We start from the raw sequence: 13,735 nt of genomic DNA, 5'->3' as shown, positions 1-13,735 counted from the left end.
GGCCGCTGCGGTCAGCTGCCGGTGCCGCGGGCGGAGCCGGTCAACTCGCTGCCGTCCACTGAGGTCAGGATGCAGGAGACCTTGCGGTCGCCCTGCTGCCAGGTGGTCTTCGTTGGACGCAGTGAGGTGACCGCGTAGCGGCCCTGCGAATAGGCGTCGTTGTAGCTGATACCGACGTAGGACTCGAAGGCGTTGTAGCAGATGTCCGCGACGTACTGCTCCATGACGTTGCCAACGGGGAAGCCGTCCGCGGAGATCGTGCCCTCGGCGTAGACCTCATACAGGTGCGGCGAGGCACAGTCGACCAGTGTTGCGCTGGCAACGGTTCCGTCGGATTCCGTGCCCTCGGACGCGCCGGTTGTCGCTGAGGCGGTGGCGGGCGGCGTGCCGGCGGCGCCGGTTGCAGCGGGGGTACCGGCGGAGGTCGAGTTGTCCCCGTAGATGAGGCAGTCGCCCACCTTGATGTCCATGGCGGATACGGTCTGCGCGGTCGGAGTCGCAACGGCAGTCTCGGGCGGTGCGGTCTGACTGGCGGCGGCCGATGCCGATGACGTTGGGGTGGCGGGGGCGGGGTCCGCCGTCGAACCGCCCTGGCAGGCCGCTAATCCCGGCGTCAGCAGCAGGGCGGCGAGGGCGGCGAACGCGGTGAGGGATCTATACATGCATCTAGGCTGTCACATGTAGGCCTGGACTCGAAAAGGCGTCGGATGCGGGTCGTTCACCCGGCATCCGGAGACTATGCCCGGCGCCGGGCGCCGCCATCTTAGCCCAGGCTCCCCTGGGAGCGGCAAAGTCACGCGAATCGGCCACTGCCTGCGGACCTGTCGTGGAATGCAGCACTTTCAGTCGACGGGCGCATCCGGCGCGGTGTGAAACCGCATGACCATGCGCTCGCCCTGGCGGCTGCCGGTGCGTAACCGTGGGAAAGTGCTGCATTTTGTGACAGCTCGGGTGGCTCCGGCGTCTGTGGCCAGCGATGGGGGAGATGCATGTCCGGCCGTGTCCGCGAGCTGAAGGTGCGTTTGCTCACATTCTCCACAGGATCATCCTGTTTGTTGAATATGTGTGAATATGGTTGACGTGATTTACGTATGGACCACGATGTCAGGGAGAGTCGTCTCCTGCTCGAGCTCAGTCGGTCCGGTGCGGTGAGGCGTGCGCGGCTGTGCCGATGAGGTGGACGCCTTAATCGCCCTGGACGCCGCGCTGCGGATCGGCCTGGTCAGCAGGACCATGCTTCTGGCCAGATTGGTCGGTCCGCGCAACGGTCGCCTGCGGGCGCTTTTGGGGCGGGCTGATCCGCGGGCTAGGTCCCTCCTGGAGACTATTGCCCGCTATGACCTGCAAGAGGCCGGACAGGAGCCGGAGGTCGCCGCTGATCTCGGCTTCGAGGTGGATCTGCTCATGGGGCGCCTGGTCATCGAGACTGACGGCTACACCTATCACGGCGATCGGGGGTCCTGGGAGAACGACCGCAGGCGCGACCAGTCGCTGCTGCGACGCGGTTATGTGCCACTCAGGCTGACCGGTGCGCAGGCGTTTGCCAGGCAGACGGTACGGCTCGTCGAGCCGGTGGCGCGTCGCCTGGGCTGTTGGCGCGAGGACTGAAACCGGGGTCCGGCGACGGGACGACCCATCGCCGGACCCCGGCTGTGTTGTGGTGCGGTGCGGTTACGCGTGGTGGCGGCCTGATCTCAGGCGCCGAGAGCGGCGGAGACGACCTGCTTGGCCTCCTCCTGGACCTGTGCCAGGTGCTCGGCTCCCTTGAAGGACTCGGCGTAGATCTTGTACACGTCCTCCGTGCCCGAGGGGCGCGCGGCGAACCAGGCGTTCTCGGTGGTGACCTTGAGCCCGCCAATGGGGGCGTCGTTGCCGGGGGCGCGCACTAGGCGGTCGGTGATCGGCTCCCCGGCCAGCTCGGTGGCGGTGACGTCCTCCGGTGAGAGGGCGGCCAGCTTGGCCTTCTCCTCCTTGGTGGCGGCGGCGTCGATGCGGGCGTAGGCGGAGGCGCCGAAGCGCTCCACCTGCTCCTCGTGCAGCTGGGAGGGGCTCTTGCCGGTGACGGCGATGATCTCGCTGGCCAGCAGGGCCAGGATGATGCCGTCCTTGTCTGTGCTCCAAACGGTGCCGTCCTTGCGCAGGAAGGAGGCGCCGGCACTCTCCTCGCCGCCGAAGCCGACGGAGCCGTCCAGCAGGCCGGGCACGAAGTGCTTGAAGCCGACCGGCACCTCCACGAGCTTGCGGCCCATCGCGGACACCACCCGGTCGATCAGGCTGGAGGACACCAGCGTCTTACCGACCGCGGCGTCCGCGGGCCAGCCGGGCCGGTGGGTGAACAGGTACTCGATCGCGACGGCCAGGTAGTGGTTGGGGTTCATCAGCCCGTCGGGGGTGACGATGCCGTGGCGGTCGGAGTCGGCGTCGTTACCGGTGGCGACGTCGTAGGGGGTGTTGCCCTCGGCGTCGGGGGTCATGGCGCCCCGCAGTGAGGCCATGGCGTTGGGGGAGGAGCAGTCCATGCGGATCTTGCCATCCCAGTCCAGGGTCATGAAGGACCAGGCCGGGTCGACCTTCGGGTTGACCACGGTCAGATCCAGGCCGTAGCGCTCCCCGATGGCGCCCCAGTAGTCCACGGAGGCGCCGCCGAGCGGGTCGGCGCCGATGCGCACGCCGGCGTCGCGGATGGCGTCGAGGTCGATGACGTTCTCGAGGTCGGCCACGTAGGTCTCGAGGTAGTCGTGCTTGATGACGTAGTTGCCGTCCAGGGCCTCGGCAATGGGCACGCGCGGCACGTCCCGCCAGCCGTCGGCCAGCAGCTCGTTGGCGCGTGCGGCGATCCAACTGGTGGCGTCGGAGTCGGCGGGGCCGCCGTGGGGCGGGTTGTACTTGAAGCCGCCGTCGCGGGGCGGGTTGTGTGAGGGGGTGACGACGATGCCGTCGGCCAGGCCCGGGCCGGTGGTGCGCACACCGGACTCGGTGGCGGCGCCATTGGCCAGCAGGATCGAGTGGGAGATGGCGGGCGTGGGCGTGTAGGAGCCGCGGGCGTCGATCGCGGTGGTCACACCGGCGCCGGCAAGCACCTCAATGGCGGTGCGCCAGGCGGGTTCGGACAGGACGTGGGTGTCGCGGCCGATGTAGAGCACGCCGTCGGTGCCCTGGGAACGGCGGTACTCGACGATTGCCGCCGTGGTGGCGACGATGTGGGCCTCGTTGAAGGCGGTGTCCAGGGACGAGCCGCGGTGACCGGAGGTGCCGAAGACGACCTTCTGTGCCGGGATCGCGGGGTCAGGGACGAGTTCGTAGTAGGCGTTGACGACCTCATCGACGTCAATGAGGTCCTCTGGCTGGGCGGGAAGTCCTGCGCGTTCGTGCATGGGTGCAGTGTGTCACGTACCACGGAGCATGTCCTGGGAATCCCGGAGATCGGACGTATTGGTCTTGCTGTGGCGGATGCGAAGGTGACTCGCGGAGGATGAGGACGTGATGAGCGGGGCGCCGGGACGCCGCGGTACGGGCTGCGGGAGCGCGGCTAGGATGTCGGCATGTCGACCGCTGCACAGACCGCCATCGCCACCACCAGCGCCCCGGCCGCCGTCGGCCCGTACTCCCAGGCCGTGTCCACCGGCGCGGGCAGCGGCGCCACCGTCTACATCTCCGGGCAGGTGCCGCTCGACCCGGCCACCGGAAAGCTGGTCGACGGTGACATCGCGGCCCAGGCCGAGCGGGTGCTGACCAACATCGGTGAGATCCTTAAGGCCGCCGGCCTGGGGTACGAGCACGTCGTCAAGACCACCGTGCTGCTGTCCGACATTGCCGACTTCGCTGCCGTCAATGAGGTCTATGCGCGCTTCTTCACCGGCGCGGTGCTGCCCGCCCGGGCGGCCTTTCAGGTGGCGGCGCTGCCGCTCGGCGCGGGTGTGGAGATCGAGGCCGTCGCGGTGCGTCCCTGAGAGGTGCCGCCGCGACGCCTGCTACTGACAAGCTACTGACAACTACTGTTAATTTCTTTACAGTAGATCTGTGGAGACGGCTGCGAGAGAGCCAACAGGCAAGATCGACTTCGATGCGCTGGCGGTGGCAGAACCGCGGCAGCGCGGGGTACTGCTCGTTGGTGCGCCGGAGACCCAATGGTTTGAACGCAAGTCGGTGCGCGTCGACGCCAAGCGGCTCGCTGCCGCGTTGATCGGTATGGCCAATGCCGAAGGAGGCATGGTGGCTGTGGGGGTCAGCGAGGGGCGGATTGAAGGTGTTGACGGCGAGACCCGCAAGGTCAACCGACTGCGCCGGGTCCCGGTTGATCTCATCGATCCTCCGCTCGTGCTCAGGGTGGAGGAGATGCCGGTAGAACGCTCAGACCGCACGCAGGACCATGTCCTGGTGTTTCTGGTGGAGCCGAGTCGTCATGCCCATCAACGCACCGACGAGGAGGCCTTCATGCGGGCGGGCGACTCGACCATTACGTTGAGTCGGACAGCCTGGCAGGAACTCGTCTACGACCGTGAGGCCGATGCCTATGAGGCGCAGCCCGCTCCAGTCGGCCGCGAGGGTGTGGACTCGGCTCGTGTAGATGTGCTGCGGGAGGCTATTGGCGCGGTAGGGGATGACCTGCACGTACTGCGCGCACGCTCTCTGGTAACTCCCGATGATCGATTGACGGTTGCCGGACTGCTCCTGGTGGGGATGCAGCCGCAGCGATTCCTCCCGCAGGCACTCGTGCGCGTGCTGCGGTACCAGGCCGATGAGACCGGTGTGGGAGCACGCCAGACGATGGTTGCCGACGGTGATCGCCGCCTGGAGGGCACGATCCCGGAGATGATCGAGGCCGCCTTCTCCTTGGTCGAGGAGTGGGCCCCACGTCGTCGGGCACTCGGCGTAGATGGCAAATTCGGTCCGGTGGATGTCATTCCTCGCGAGGCGTGGATGGAGGCGATCGTCAACGCAGTCATCCACCGCTCGTACTCGATGGCTGGTGACCACATCCGGGTCTCGATCTTCCCGCATCGTATTGAGGTCTCCTCGCCGGGCCGTTTTCCCGGACTGGTCGACCTGTCCCGGCCGCTTGAGATCGCCAGATATGCGCGTAACCCGCGTATCGCGCGCGTCTGCTCGGACCTGGGATTCGCTCAGGAACTGGGTGAGGGGATTCGTCGCATGGTGGGGCAGATGCGTCAGGCGGGTCTCGGCGATCCGGTGTACCGGCAGACGTCGACGAGCGTAATAGTGAGTCTGGATGCCGCCTCGCGAATATCGACGACGGTTGCCGACCGGCTTGGCCGGCCCGCGCTCGATGTCATGGCGTTGCTGCGCAGCACCGGGCCGCTCGGTACTGCGGACGTTGCTGACGCGATGGGTGTCACTCGCCAAACGGCGCTGAAACGCCTCAAGGCTCTGGAGGCCGAGGGGCTGGTGATGCGCACCGGTAGGTCGCCGCGCGATCCGCGATCTACGTGGATCATCCCCGGGGCCTGACCAGCAGGTGCGTACCGCCGAAGGGGTGGATCCCGCAGGCACCTGCTACTGACAAGCTACTGACAACTACTGTTAAGAAATTAACAGTAGTTGTCAGTAGTTGTCAGTCTCGGTCAGTGGGCGCCGGACCTCAGGCCCACTCCTCGACGTCGGTGGTCACGTCCCGACCGGAGGCGGCGGCCTCGTCGATGGCGCAGGAGAGCAGGTGGTCCTGGCAGGCCTGCGCCAGCGGGTAGGGGGCCGGGCCCTCGCCGCGCGCCCAGCGGCCGGCGTCGGCCAGGATGGTGGCGACGGCGAGGTCGTCCTCGCTCATGCGCGTTCCCACCCATGGGTTGCGGTAAAGGACCCGTCCGTCCAGGCTGGCATGGATCAGATCATTGCCCTCCAGGTTCAGGTCGCGCCCCGTGCGCTGGTACTCGATTCGGCTGGTCATCGCCCCGGCGTCCGGCACCCAGCGGGTGACGACGTCGTCGACGATCTCCCCCAGGGTGCCGCGCACGAGTACGCGACGGGACAGCAGCGGGTTGTGCCACTGGTTGGAGGTGAACTCGTAGACACCGGTGCGGTCGCCGTCGAAGGTGAGGGTGGCGAGCACTGTTTGGCCGGACTCGACCGTAGGCACGGCGCTCCAGCCGTCACGGTCGAGCGGCTGGAGGAGCGGGGCCGGGAAACTGCGGGCGGTGACGGTGACGGGGCCGCCCAGTGGGGCGGCGTCGTCGGCCAGGAAGTGCCGCAGTAGCGAGACGGCGTGGTAGCCGTGCGTGGAGGAGACCTGCGCCCAGGTGGGGGTGCCGATGATGCCGGCGCGGATGGCCGCGAGGCGGGCGGCGTGGCCGGGCATGAGCGGGTACTGCTCGGCGACCTGGACCAGGCCGGAGGCGCCGACGTCGCGCCACAGGGCGCGCAGCGAGTCGGGGTCGGGCGCGGGCGGGGTCTCCGACAGCACCGGGATGCCGTGGTCCACGAATTCGCGAATGAGCTCAGGGATGGCGGCCCAGCTGACCAGTGGCAGGACCAGCTCGGGGGAGCGGGCCAGCAGGCCGTCAAGGGAGTCGGTGGTGACGACGCCGAACTCTTCGGCGAGCGCCTGGCGGGACTCGCCGCGGCGGGCCAGGGCGCCCACGCACTCCAGGCGCTCGGGGGCCATGGCGGCCAGGCGCAGGAAGAAGCGGGCCCGCCAGCCGCCGCCGATGACGCCGAAGCGAACCGGCCCGCCCGGCGGCGGGGCCGGGCTCTGGTCGGGCATGGGGGCGCTGTAAGGGCGGGTCGGTTCGGGCGCGTAGGGGTGGTGCGGGAAGCGCGGCGGCGTGGGGGCTTGGTCGGTGGTGTAGACGGTGGTGTGGGCGTCGCTGCTCACGGCGGTCTCCTCGGGCTGCGGACTTCATCGTCGAGACGGCATCGACGCTATACCCCGGGCGAGGAAGGGGCAACAGGTGCTGAGGCGTGTACGGGGGTGTGCCTATACGAGCAGATCCTGCTCCGCTTGACGCAGCTATTCTTCCTTAAATGTGTATCCTTTGCGATGTCCTGCTTAGGAGGTCAGCATGCTTCGGTACCTGCGGGTGCAGAACTGGAAGTCCTACTACGAGCCGGTCGAATTCTCCATGGTGGCCACTCGTGAACGGCTCCATGGCGAGCGACTTGCCAAGATCGGCCGATCCCGGGTGCTGCCCGTATCGGCGATCTACGGCGCCAACGCGGCGGGCAAGTCCACCTTTGTGGAAGCCGTGGAGGCACTGCGGAATCTGGTACTCGATGCGCGTCCGGCGGGAGCCGCCCTGCGCATGACGCCGCATCTGCTCAAGGGTAAGGATGAGCCCACTGTCTTCGCAGTTGAGTTCGTAGTTCCGGTCCGCGACGGCAACGGTGCCGAACGGGACCAGGTGTTCATCTACGAGGTCGCCGCCGACAGGCGCAGGATTCACCGTGAGTCCCTGGTTCTGGTGCGTACGCGTACGGAGGAGTTCGTCTTCGATCGGAACGGCGACGACGTCGAACTGTATGGCGAGCTCGCCGATAATCCTCGTGCAGGTGCGCATGCGACCGTCGTCGCCGGCAACGAGACCTTCCTCGGGGCGGTCGGCTCCGACGGCGGACCGCTCATCGAGGCCGCTCGAGCCTGGTTCTCCCATCAGCTCACCGTGATCCATCCCGATGACCAGTACGTGTATCTTCCGGCGCGCATCGACGCCGACGACATGTTCGCCTCCGCCATGAACGAGGGACTGACCAGGGCCGACACCGGTATCTCTCGACTGGAGTTGGAGGCCATGGAGATGGCGGCGCTGCCCCTGCCCGCGGAGCGCGTGGACGAATTGGTCGAGATGCTTGAGGATCGGGGCGGCTCCGTGGTGATCGGCATGGAGGATAGGGACTGGGCTTTGCTGTCCCTCGATGAGGGGGAACCGGTGGCGAGACGATTGGTGACGCTCCACGAGGCGGACGAACCGCCGGGTGCAGCGCGGGTGTCCTTCAGACTTCAACTGCGTGAGGAGTCCGACGGGACGCAGCGCTTCATGAATCTTCTGCCGGTGTTCCTCCAGTTGCGCGAGGATGACATGCGCAGTGTTTTCGTCGTCGACGAGCTGGAGAACTCGATGCATCCCAAGCTCACTGAGGATTTTCTCCGTTCGTTTCTCGAAGGTCTTGATGCGGGTGACCGGCGTCAACTCATCTTCACCACCCATGAGGTGCAACTTATGCGCTCCGATGTGCTGCGCAGGGATGAGATCTGGTTGGCGGACAAGATGGATGGACAGTCGCGGTTTACCAGGGTCTCCGACTTCTCCGATGTCGGGGTGCGGAAGGATGCGGACCTGCTCTCCTTCTACATGTCTGGCCGCCTCGGCGGCGTGCCCAAGATCTAGGGCTTAAGGAGTAGCGGTGGGCAAGCGCAGGACACGACCCGCAGGTTGAAGGCGGCAGAACCGGCCGGGATCGGTGCCGCTAAAGGAGCAGTTGTTCTTTTGCGCCGAGGGGCAGATGGAGGAGCGCTATGTGCGCGCTCCGCTGCAGTACCGGTATGAAGGTGCCTTTGTGCCGCGGCCGAGCGCCCTGTCTGGTGGCCACGGCCGACAAGTTCCCGGGGCCGGGCTGCTGCCGGTGTGCCCCATCAACGAACTCGAAGTCGTCATAACCACCGCCGCTCCCGGCACCGCCTCGCTGCCGGACCTGGCGGGTACAGCTACGGAGGCGCTGTTCGCATGAAACTGCTCATCGTCGTCGGCGGCGGGTTCCGCGTGCCCCAGGTGATCGAGGTACTGGCGGCCGCTCGGGCGGGCTCCGGCACCCACGGGCGCGTGCTGGACGAGTTCGTCGCCCTCGAGCAGGGCGTGCTCGGGCAGGAGACCGTGGGCACCGGCGGCTAGGCCTACGCATTCCGCACCATCCCGGCGGCCATGGAGCTGGCCCGCACCGCCCGCGACCTCTCCCCCGAGGCCTGGGTAATCAACTTCACCAACCCCGCCGGCATCATCACCCAGGCCATGCGCACGGTGCTGGGCGGGCGCGTCGTCGGCATCTGCGACACCCCCATCGGGCTGGTGCGGCGGGCGGCGACGGCGGTCGGCGAGGATGCTGCGCGCGCGTCCCGGGTCGGGCCGGGGGCGGGGCTCGACTTCGACTATGTGGGCATGAACCACCTGGGTTGGCTGCGCAGTCTCGTGGTTGACGGCCAGGACCGACTGCCCGGCCTGCTCGCCGACGACGCCGCCCTGGACCGCATGGAGGAGGCGCGCATCATCGGCTTCGACTGGGTGCGCGCGCTCGGGGTGCTGCCCAACGAGTACCTCGACGCCGTGGGGGAGGTGCCGTGCGTCGTCGACGGCGACGGCGTGCACTCGCAGCGGGTGGGGGCGCTCGCGGGCGCCGAGCTCGGGCTGGTGGCCACGGTCAAGGGCTGCGAGGAGCTGGTGATCGACGCCGCCCTCAGCGGGGACGAGACCCTGGCGTGACGGGCGCTGGCCGGTCATCCGCTCATCGACTCCGTCAACGTGGCGCGGCGGGTGCTGGACGGATACCTGGAGCGCAACCCGCTGGTGGCCCGGACCTTCGGGCGGTGAGGGCAGCGGAATCTCCTATGCGTCCTCCTCCCATCGACGAGCGCGGTCAGAAGGCGAGCTATGTTCTCTCCGGTACTACACGGGAGACCAGTGCTGAAGGCGCGTATTGGAGTATCTGAAGTGCTGCTGCTGGTGGGCCTGCAATCTCTAGGAGTGCTCGGACTAAGTTGACACCGGTGGCGTGTCCGTAGGCAGGTGCATGGGGATTGAGCGCCGCGGCAATGTCTCCGAGGTCGGCTTGTGGAACACCCGTGGCGTCCCTGACGACTGTGGCGAGATGCTCCATGTCGGTGTGTTCGGTGGCCAGGTCGGCGATGGTGCGCGGGATGGTGGTGACGACAATTCCGTCGACTGCGGTGACACCACTATCGTCTAGTGTGGCCCGCCGGTAGTGGATATCGGACTGGCGAGTCTGCTTTCGCGTGGGAGCTGCGAAGGTGTGCCGTGCCGGTATGACTTCGCCGATGCCGTGCAGGGCCGCCGCGGACGCGTGGGACACGGCGGGGCTGCTCGGGTCGTGGGCGCGTTCGTCCGCGAAGCGCTTGGGATCGGTGCCGAGCCAGGCGGCGCGAAGATCCTGATGGGGATCGTGATCCGAGCCGGGCAGCGCGTACACGCCGTGGCGAACACGCGTCAGTGCTTCCGAGGTGGCCAGGCGGGTAAGTGTTGTTCGGTCGATGCCGACCCGCGCTGCCTGGGCCGTGGTGATCAAGCCACGTTGCGAACCGGCGACGGAGAACAGCGTACGTAGCGCATACGCGGTTCTCATGCGACCTCCTGCTGCGTTTGCTACATTAGCAGTGTAGCAAACGCAGCTCACGTTCAGGGGTTCGGGGTTGCTTGTAGGAGTCAGTTCTTCGCCTCTGGGCGGAGTTCCGCACCGTCCAGCCTTCTCATGAGGTGCGACAGGATGCTGAGGGCGTCAAGGCAATCCTCGTATGTGAGGGCGCCGGACTCTTGAAGCTCCTTAACCTCTTCATGGCTGATCGGGTGTCTGAATCCCTTGTACAGTCCGAGCGATATTTCGCGGTGTCCGTTTTCAATATTGTCGGCTGTTGTGTCGGTAAAGGCGTGGGTATGCATATACTTTTTGAATATGCTGAGCTTTTTGTTCTTGCCAAAGGCGCCTTCGATGACGTTGTGTTCAAGCTTTCGTGGAATTCCGGCTTTCGCGGATGCGTTGGCGATATATCGCTTGATCCCTTCGACTATCGCTGTATGGTAAGATCCGCCTTCGTAGGCGGTCTTGGACACTTCTTGGATCTCAGGGTGAAGGCGGCGCCAGACGTAGTCAGCGTATGGTGGTGCGAGACGATGGAGGTCTTCGATAAGAACTGCTTCCTGATCCGCTGTCAGGTCGAGGTCCTCGGAGCTCACATGCTCGAGTACGGTTTCAACCGCCGAGCGGCTCTCCTCTGACTTGATTGACGCTGTCCAGTCCTCCGTCGAAATCCCGGTCCTTCGCTGTCCGCGAGCCTTTCGCTCCTGCGACCGCCGGGCCCTCCACTCGCGCCCGACCCTTGTTAGTAGTCTCTCAAGGGATTCGCGAAGTTTCTCCATCTCCGGAGCGTCCCATACGAGTGCGCGGCGGTCGGTGGCGATCACGTCTTCGTCGAGGGTATCGACGAAGTCGACGTCCAGGTAGCCGGTGATGTACGAGTAGGCGTGACTGGACTCGGATGCGCCGAAGAACTCCGGTTCATCAACCATACGGCCGTGGGCGTACAGGGTGACGCCGCGCGGCACATTGCGCAGCGGCTTGGCCGTGGAGATGATGACACCGCTCACCCCCTGGTCCGCCAAGAATATGTCCCCTTCCGTGAATTTGTCGGGGAGCGTCCATTCGAACTCTTTGTCCAGAGACTGGAGGCGGAGTGACCGTGAGACGCTGGTCCGGTTTCCCTGCGCATCGGTCACCATCAACGTGAAATTGTCGTCGGCGTAGTTGAACAGCCGGGAGAGGCTGGAGGCGAGTTTCTCCCCGTCTATTGGGGTCTTTCGGCGTAGCTGCGTCAAGACGACGGTCGTGCCGTGTCGGTCGGCGTCGATTGGCACTACGTCTTCTTCAGGGCGGTAGTCGCCCTCGCTGGTGATCAGGTCGTCGTAAGACATGGTGATCCGCGTGGCCGTCGAGGACCCCATGCGTGTCGTCGTCACTTCAACGACTCGTCCGATGCCGAAGAGGGCGAGTTTGCCGAGCCCCTTCTTGCCGGACACCCAGCGCCTTCCGCTCTCGGTTTTCCCCGACTCAGGTGATTGGCGTCTGTTCCTGCCGATGCGCAGGTACTTGTCGGCGACGTCCTGCCTGGACATGCCATGGCCGTCATCTATGACGGTGATGGAGTGATCGGAGCCGACCTTAACCTCTACCTGGGTCGCGTCGGCATCGTATGCGTTGGCCACGAGCTCCGCCACTGCGTTAGGAACGTGGGAGTACATGCGGATGCCGAGGTGCTCGATCGTTCTCGGGTCGAAACTCAGGGTGAGTGGCGGGACCGCGGTCATGGTTAGAACTCCTTCAGGATCTGGCGGGCGATGGCGGCGCCCAGGGGGATGGGGACGGCGTTGCCGATCTGGCGGGCGATCGCGGTGCGGGAGCCGATGAAGCGGTGCGTGTCGGGGAAGCCCTGCAGGAGGGCGGCCTCGTAGTGGGTGATGGCGCGGTGCTCCACGGGGTGCAGGTAGCGGCCCTTCTCAGGCTTGAAGAACTCGGTGCGGATGGTGACCGAGGGTCTGTCCCAGTGCAGGCGTCCCATGACGTCCATGGAGCCGGTGGTGTGCCGCAGCCAGCAGGGCGCCTTCAGGTCGTCCGGGAGGTCGGCCCGGTTACCGCCCTCGGGGATGTTCTCGAAGCGTTCCAGAGACTTGGGCGTGTAGTGCCGCGACACGTGCAGCTCGCGCGGGGAGAAGGCCCCGGGAACCTCCCGCGACCCCACCTGCGTGCGGACCTCGTCGAAGCGCGCGTCCATGTCCGGTCTCGCGGGCACGCCCCGCAGCGCGTCCCGCACCGTCTCATAGGGCTTCAGATCATCGTTCCCGTTGGGGCTGTGCGTGGGTTCCGGGAAGCCGGGCGCGGTCATGTCCCTGCGGTGCCCGATGAGGACGGCGCGCTTGCGCGTCTGCGGGGCGCCGTAGTCGGCCGCGTTCAGCACGCGGAAGTCGAATGAGTAGTCCTCCAGGAACCCGCCGGGACTGGTGGCGCCCAGGAAGTCCCGGTACTGGGGGGACTTGCCGAAGGCGGGAACGTTCTCCACCACGAAGAACTTGGGCTCGGCCCTCTTGATGACCTGCGCGTACTGCTCCCAGAGCCTATTGCGCTCGTCCTCCGCGTCCTGCTTGCCGAGGGTGCTGAACCCCTGGCACGGCGGGCCGCCGACGACGACGTCGATCCCGCTCGGCACCGCGTCCTCGGCGAGCCAGTCCTGGATCGGGCCGGCGTAGACGTCCGTCTCGGGGAAGGTCGCGTGGTAGGAGGCGGCGGCGTAGGGGTCCATCTCCACCGCGGCGACGCTCCGGAAGCGGTCCGACGCCTCGTGGAGGCCCGCGGTCAGTCCCCCGGCCCCCGCGAAGAGGTCGAGGACGCGGATCGTAGTGGAGCCCATGGAAACAGGTTAGCCGGCGCATCTGACACTTATTCGAGGCGCACCGGTGGGCGGGAACTGTGATTCGTGTCGGAGGTCGGCCATAGAGTACGTACAGTTGTGAACCGCAGGGATGGAGACCCTCCTCCCGGCTCGACGGAAGGACGCCCGTGCCCAGGAAGCTCATCGAGGTGGCGCTGCCGCTCGACGCGATCAACAAGCAGTCCGCGCGGGAGAAGTCCATCCGCAAGGGGCACCCCTCCACCCTGCACCTGTGGTGGTCCCGGAAGCCCACGGCGACGGCCCGCGCCGTGCTGTTCTCCCAGCTGGTCGACGACCCCTCCGAGCGCCGCGAGGAGTTCCTGGATGCGGCCCGTGCGGCGGGTGAGACGGACCCCGATGACGCCGCGGACCGGGCCGTGGAGGCCGAGCGCCGCCGCCTGTTCAACCTCATCACGCGCATGGTCGACTGGGACAACCTCACCGACGAGCACCTCATGCGCGAGGTCAGGGCGGAGATCCGCCGCTCCACCGATGACCGACCACCCGCCCTCCTCGATCCCTTCGCCGGCGGCGGCTCCATCCCGCTGGAGGCCCAGCGCCTCGGGCTGGAGGCCCACGCCT

14 protein-coding genes and 1 pseudogene are annotated in these 13,735 nt (G+C 66.7%); 9 read left to right on the top strand and 6 right to left on the bottom strand.

What is annotated here, in order from left to right; all coding sequences use genetic code 11:
- Positions 1-11 precede the first annotated feature (11 nt).
- Positions 12-662, bottom strand: a complete 651-nt coding sequence (locus tag Q4A20_RS05985) for a septum formation family protein (RefSeq protein WP_303121302.1) — start codon at positions 660-662, stop codon at positions 12-14.
- A gap of 514 nt (positions 663-1,176) precedes the next feature.
- On the opposite strand from Q4A20_RS05985, the gene Q4A20_RS05980 reads away from it, so the two are divergent.
- Positions 1,177-1,608, top strand: a complete 432-nt coding sequence (locus Q4A20_RS05980) for a hypothetical protein (RefSeq protein ID WP_303121301.1) — start codon at positions 1,177-1,179, stop codon at positions 1,606-1,608.
- An 86-nt stretch (positions 1,609-1,694) separates the two neighbouring features.
- Here Q4A20_RS05980 and pgm read toward each other — a convergent pair whose 3' ends face one another.
- A complete protein-coding gene (pgm, locus tag Q4A20_RS05975) occupies positions 1,695-3,374 on the bottom strand; it encodes a phosphoglucomutase (alpha-D-glucose-1,6-bisphosphate-dependent) (protein ID WP_303121299.1) in 1,680 nt (559 codons plus the stop codon).
- Positions 3,375-3,542: 168 nt separating this feature from the next.
- Here pgm and Q4A20_RS05970 point away from each other — a divergent pair, with 168 nt between their 5' ends.
- Both Q4A20_RS05970 and Q4A20_RS05965 read left to right on the top strand, forming a co-directional pair.
- On the top strand, positions 3,543-3,950 hold the full coding sequence (locus Q4A20_RS05970) for a Rid family detoxifying hydrolase (protein ID WP_303121297.1): 408 nt from the start codon (positions 3,543-3,545) through the stop codon (positions 3,948-3,950).
- A gap of 70 nt (positions 3,951-4,020) precedes the next feature.
- Entirely contained in the window at positions 4,021-5,469 is a 1,449-nt protein-coding gene (locus tag Q4A20_RS05965) for an ATP-binding protein (protein WP_303121295.1), read from the top strand.
- A gap of 130 nt (positions 5,470-5,599) precedes the next feature.
- Here the strand turns inward: Q4A20_RS05965 and Q4A20_RS05960 are convergent, their stop codons facing one another.
- The gene (locus tag Q4A20_RS05960; protein ID WP_303121293.1) at positions 5,600-6,826 is read right to left on the bottom strand and encodes a Gfo/Idh/MocA family protein; all 1,227 of its coding nucleotides are present in this window, start codon (positions 6,824-6,826) and stop codon (positions 5,600-5,602) included.
- A 187-nt stretch (positions 6,827-7,013) separates the two neighbouring features.
- Between Q4A20_RS05960 and Q4A20_RS05955 the strand changes: the two genes are divergently transcribed.
- The 5 genes and pseudogenes from Q4A20_RS05955 (at position 7,014) to Q4A20_RS05935 (ending at position 9,422) form a co-directional block, all read left to right on the top strand.
- Positions 7,014-8,336 carry an ATP/GTP-binding protein gene (locus Q4A20_RS05955; protein WP_303121291.1) on the top strand — a complete coding sequence of 441 codons (1,323 nt, stop codon included), beginning with the start codon at positions 7,014-7,016 and terminating at the stop codon, positions 8,334-8,336.
- 91 nt (positions 8,337-8,427) lie between these two features.
- A complete protein-coding gene (locus Q4A20_RS05950) occupies positions 8,428-8,676 on the top strand; it encodes a hypothetical protein (protein ID WP_303121289.1) in 249 nt (82 codons plus the stop codon).
- On the top strand, positions 8,673-8,837 hold the full coding sequence (locus Q4A20_RS05945) for a hypothetical protein (RefSeq protein WP_303121287.1): 165 nt from the start codon (positions 8,673-8,675) through the stop codon (positions 8,835-8,837). Before Q4A20_RS05950 ends, Q4A20_RS05945 begins: the two co-directional genes overlap by 4 nt.
- 15 nt (positions 8,838-8,852) lie before the next feature.
- A pseudogene (locus Q4A20_RS05940) lies at positions 8,853-9,023 on the top strand (6-phospho-beta-glucosidase); the annotation flags it as partial.
- A gap of 78 nt (positions 9,024-9,101) precedes the next feature.
- Positions 9,102-9,422, top strand: a complete 321-nt coding sequence (locus tag Q4A20_RS05935) for a hypothetical protein (RefSeq protein ID WP_303121345.1) — start codon at positions 9,102-9,104, stop codon at positions 9,420-9,422.
- Between the two features lie 166 nt (positions 9,423-9,588).
- Here Q4A20_RS05935 and Q4A20_RS05930 read toward each other — a convergent pair whose 3' ends face one another.
- The 3 genes from Q4A20_RS05930 to Q4A20_RS05920 all read right to left on the bottom strand — a co-directional run bounded on the left by Q4A20_RS05930 (position 9,589) and on the right by Q4A20_RS05920 (position 13,132).
- Positions 9,589-10,299: a type IV toxin-antitoxin system AbiEi family antitoxin domain-containing protein gene (locus Q4A20_RS05930; protein ID WP_303121285.1), complete on the bottom strand. Its 711-nt coding sequence runs from the start codon at positions 10,297-10,299 to the stop codon at positions 9,589-9,591.
- An 80-nt stretch (positions 10,300-10,379) separates the two neighbouring features.
- A complete protein-coding gene (locus Q4A20_RS05925) occupies positions 10,380-12,035 on the bottom strand; it encodes an ATP-binding protein (RefSeq protein WP_303121283.1) in 1,656 nt (551 codons plus the stop codon).
- A 2-nt stretch (positions 12,036-12,037) separates the two neighbouring features.
- Positions 12,038-13,132, bottom strand: coding sequence for a DNA cytosine methyltransferase (locus Q4A20_RS05920; protein ID WP_303121281.1), 1,095 nt, complete (start codon positions 13,130-13,132; stop codon positions 12,038-12,040).
- A gap of 149 nt (positions 13,133-13,281) precedes the next feature.
- Between Q4A20_RS05920 and Q4A20_RS05915 the strand changes: the two genes are divergently transcribed.
- On the top strand, positions 13,282-13,735 hold a 454-nt coding region (locus Q4A20_RS05915), incomplete at its 3' end, for a DUF1156 domain-containing protein (protein ID WP_303121280.1).

Source organism: Actinomyces sp. (assembly GCF_030530635.1).
In the GTDB taxonomy this organism is placed as follows: domain Bacteria; phylum Actinomycetota; class Actinomycetes; order Actinomycetales; family Actinomycetaceae; genus Actinomyces.
Note: the sequence above shows the minus strand (reverse complement) of the source record. Positions and strands in the feature narration are given on the sequence as shown.